Below are 3362 nucleotides of genomic sequence, written 5' to 3'. Positions count from 1 at the left end.
GGAGAGGTCGATACCCATGTTGCGTCGAGTGCTTGGTTGATTTTGTCGGTTCCAGATCCCGGTGGTGCCGCTCGGTGCCCACCTTTTCCCTTTCGACAACCTTTCAGACGTCAGATTTATGGGCGATTCCGGCGGCTGCGGGCGGGTGGGATCGGTGCCCGCGGAGTACTGCGACGCGTCATTGATTGGTTGGCGGAAATCGCCTATAATTATAAGAATCCTTGGGGGAGGATAACATGCATAAAAAAGCGATGGACGCTGCACAGGCGAATGTTTCGTCTGTTCTGTCTACCAAGTTTTCGGCCAAGGGCCGGACGCTGGAACAACAGTTGAAAGCGGCGCGCCGAAGTCTGCCGAAAGGGGCTCGGGAAGAAGTCGAGTTTCTGATCGATTCCGAACACAAGCTGAAACATCCCGTGCTGCGCAGCCGCGTTGATCCCAAAAAGGTCGAAGCGATCAGCCGTAGCTTCGATCAACGGTCCGGAAATTATAACAAGAAACGCGAGAAGTCCCGGGCCAGATACAGTTTGGCCAGCAGTATCATTCTGAGCATACTGGCCTCCAGTTTTGTGTTCTACGCCGTTCTGGTCTGGATCGACGCGCTATAGCCCGACCCGTCGTCAGTGCGCCGGACGGATAAAGGTGCCGTTGTTCAGCTCCCGAAACGCCTGTTCCAGTTCCTGACGGGTGTTCATGACGATCGGCCCGTGCCAGGCTACCGGTTCTTGTATAGGTCGGCCGGATATCAGCAGAAAGCGCACGCCGCGTTCGCCGGCTTGAACCGTGACCGTGTCGCCGGTATCGAAATTCACCAGCGTGCGGTTGCCGGACATGTCGCGGATGTTGACCTCTTCGCCACGCACTTCCTTTTCCAGCAAGACGCCGGTCGGGTCTGACGCGTAGTCAAAGGCCGCCGAGCCTTCGAAGACATAGGCGAAAGCCTTGCGGTAGGTGTCGACCGGAAAGGATTTTTTCACGCCTGGCGGGACGTAGATATCCAGATACTGCGGATCGGCGGCGATGCCGTCCACGGGACCGGTTTTGCCCCAGAACGAGCCGACGATGACTTTCACGCGGGTTCCGTCATCTTCGAAAATCTCGGGAATTTCCTTACCTTCGACATCCTGATAGCGCGGGCTGGTCATTTTCAGTTCGCTCGGCAGGTTTGCCCAAAGCTGGAAACCGTGCATTTGGCCCTTGGCGTTGCCCTTCGGCATTTCCTGATGGAGTATGCCGGACCCTGAGGTCATCCATTGCACGTCACCGGCCCCGAGCGTACCTGTATTGCCCAGGCTGTCGCCATGATCGACCGTGCCGGCCAGAACATAGGTGATCGTCTCGATGCCGCGGTGCGGATGCCACGGAAATCCGCGCTCGAAGCGGGCGGGGTTATCGTTGCGGAAGTCGTCGAGCAGCAGGAACGGGTCTTGCGCTTTTGGGTCATGAAAGCCGAAGGCGCGATACAAATCTACGCCGGCACCTTCTTTTGTGGGTTGCGCCTGCGATGTTGATTTTACGGGTCTTATGGACATGGAGTTGCTCCTTTCGCGCTTAATATAGGACTCCCTCTTAAGCAGAAACAGATGTCCGCAATGAAACGTAATGTTTCGATTTTGGAACCTAAGACGCCAGACGAGAATGGCATTTCGGGCAATTCTGCACCCGATTTCCCGATTTAGTTATTTGTTTCTTTCAGACTTAGCACGTTTGTAGGTTTCGGGTACTTGCTATTGGCTTCGCCGGCAGGCAATAGGCCGGAAGGAGGACTCTCTATGTCGGAAATTCTTGCTCGCCTGCAAATCGCGCCGGTCCGCCGTTGGGTTGGCGTTATTATTCTGGCGCTGATCGGCGTTGGGCTGATCTACAGCGGCCTTGTCTATCCGCCCGCCGCGCTGCTGGGGCGGCTCGCAATCTTTCTGCTCGGGTTCCTGATGATTCTGCAGGCCTATTGGAACTTGCAGGTCAGAAGCGGCGCGCTGGTCCTGAAAGAGGACGGCCTATGGGTCGAGAACGGGCCGCAACTGGCCGCGCTGGACAATATCGAGACGGTGCAGGTCAGTGCGTTCTCCATCAAGCCGTCGAACGGCTTTGCCGTCGTGCTGCGTAGCCCGGCGCGGTTAAAGTGGGTTCCGGGCCTGTACTGGTGCGTCGGCCGTCGCATCGGTGTCGGCGGAGCAACCCACCCGTCGCAGGCGAAGGCTATGGCCGAGTTGCTGAGCACGCTGATCATGGACCGCGAATAAGGGCTGCTACTTGCGGCCCCGGCGGGAATAAAGGAACTGCGCTTTCAGGCGTCGCCAGAAGGCGGCGGATAACAGGTGGCGCAGCCGTGCGCTGAGAACAGAATTGAGGATTTCAAGATCGATAGGAAGCTGTCGGAAATTGTCAAAGAGTCATTCACTCGGATCAATCTTTTGAGCTGGACTCCTTCTATCATAATAATTTCGTTAACTAAAACCAAAATTAAATCAAAATAATGTAGAATTTTATGTTGTGGCGTGTTGTTGGATTCCACGTGGGGACTTTCATTTAGTCTAACTGAATTGAATTAGAATCAGCTCTTTTGGGGCGAAGGGGGGTAATATGAATACTAAACACACATCTAAAAACGACGCAGTGAAAGTGTCCCGGCGGGCTATGCTTGGAAAATCGGCTAAGTATGCGGCCTTGATTCCTGCGGCTTCGCTGATCGTCACCAAAGCCAATGCTCACCAGTTCACGGGATCGAACGCGGAATGCAAACTCTCGCAACCCGCGAATCACTGTGACAGTCAGCACGCAGATCAGCCGCCGGTCTGATCTACGCGCACTGGCGGTCTGACATTTCCGAGAATGGTGTTAAACGGGGCAAGGTAATCGCTTTGCGCCGTTTAATACGTTATTTGATGTGAACTGGCCGGTCTGCACACGAGAACTGCGAAAACTCTTCCGGATCGCGGATGCGATTGGAAGGAATGTTGCCCAGACGCGCTATTTGTGACATCTGATTTGTATCGGAATACAAAAAAGGATGCCCCATGCGCTACCTCCACACTATGGTCCGGGCGGCCAACCTGGAAAAATCCCTCGATTTCTACTGCAATGCTCTCGGCCTGGTCGAGCAGCGTCGCAAGGACTTCCCGCAAGGCAAATTCACGCTGGTTTTTCTGGCTGCGCCAGAAGATAAGAAATCCGCGAAAGCCACCGGCGCGCCCGAGTTGGAAATCACCTATAATTGGGACTCAGACGAGAAGCTCGAAACCGGCCGCAGCTGGGGTCATCTGGCCTATCGGGTTGAAAACATTTACGAGACCTGCCAGCGTTTGATGGATCACGGCGTCACGATCAACCGGCCGCCCCGCGACGGGCATATGGCTTTCGTG

General features: G+C 55.2%; 4 protein-coding genes. 3 read left to right on the top strand and 1 reads right to left on the bottom strand.

The features are described 5' to 3' along the window. The first annotated feature begins 236 nt into the window (after window positions 1-236). On the top strand, window positions 237-608 hold the full coding sequence (locus AC221Y_RS22230) for a hypothetical protein (protein WP_486708482.1): 372 nt from the start codon (window positions 237-239) through the stop codon (window positions 606-608). 12 nt (window positions 609-620) lie between these two features. On the opposite strand, the gene AC221Y_RS22225 is transcribed toward AC221Y_RS22230, so the two are convergent. Beyond that, a complete protein-coding gene (locus tag AC221Y_RS22225) occupies window positions 621-1532 on the bottom strand; it encodes a pirin family protein (protein WP_486708481.1) in 912 nt (303 codons plus the stop codon). 240 nt (window positions 1533-1772) lie between these two features. On the opposite strand from AC221Y_RS22225, the gene AC221Y_RS22220 reads away from it, so the two are divergent. Together AC221Y_RS22220 and AC221Y_RS22215 are read left to right on the top strand one after the other, a co-directional pair. After that, complete coding sequence (locus AC221Y_RS22220) at window positions 1773-2243, top strand: hypothetical protein (protein WP_486708480.1); 471 nt, start codon at window positions 1773-1775, stop codon at window positions 2241-2243. Between the two features lie 774 nt (window positions 2244-3017). Then, the coding region (locus AC221Y_RS22215; RefSeq protein ID WP_486708479.1) for a VOC family protein at window positions 3018-3362 on the top strand (345 nt) is incomplete at its 3' end.

This window comes from Boseongicola sp. (assembly GCF_057460485.1).
Note: the sequence above shows the minus strand (reverse complement) of the source record. Positions and strands in the feature narration are given on the sequence as shown.

Bases quoted from the DNA above. Each gene is read 5' to 3' on its own strand.
- AC221Y_RS22230 (WP_486708482.1), top strand. From the start codon at position 237: ATGCATAAAAAAGCGATGGACGCTGCACAGGCGAATGTTTCGTCTGTT.
- AC221Y_RS22225 (WP_486708481.1), bottom strand. From the start codon at position 1,532: ATGTCCATAAGACCCGTAAAATCAACATCGCAGGCGCAACCCACAAAA.
- AC221Y_RS22220 (WP_486708480.1), top strand. From the start codon at position 1,773: ATGTCGGAAATTCTTGCTCGCCTGCAAATCGCGCCGGTCCGCCGTTGG.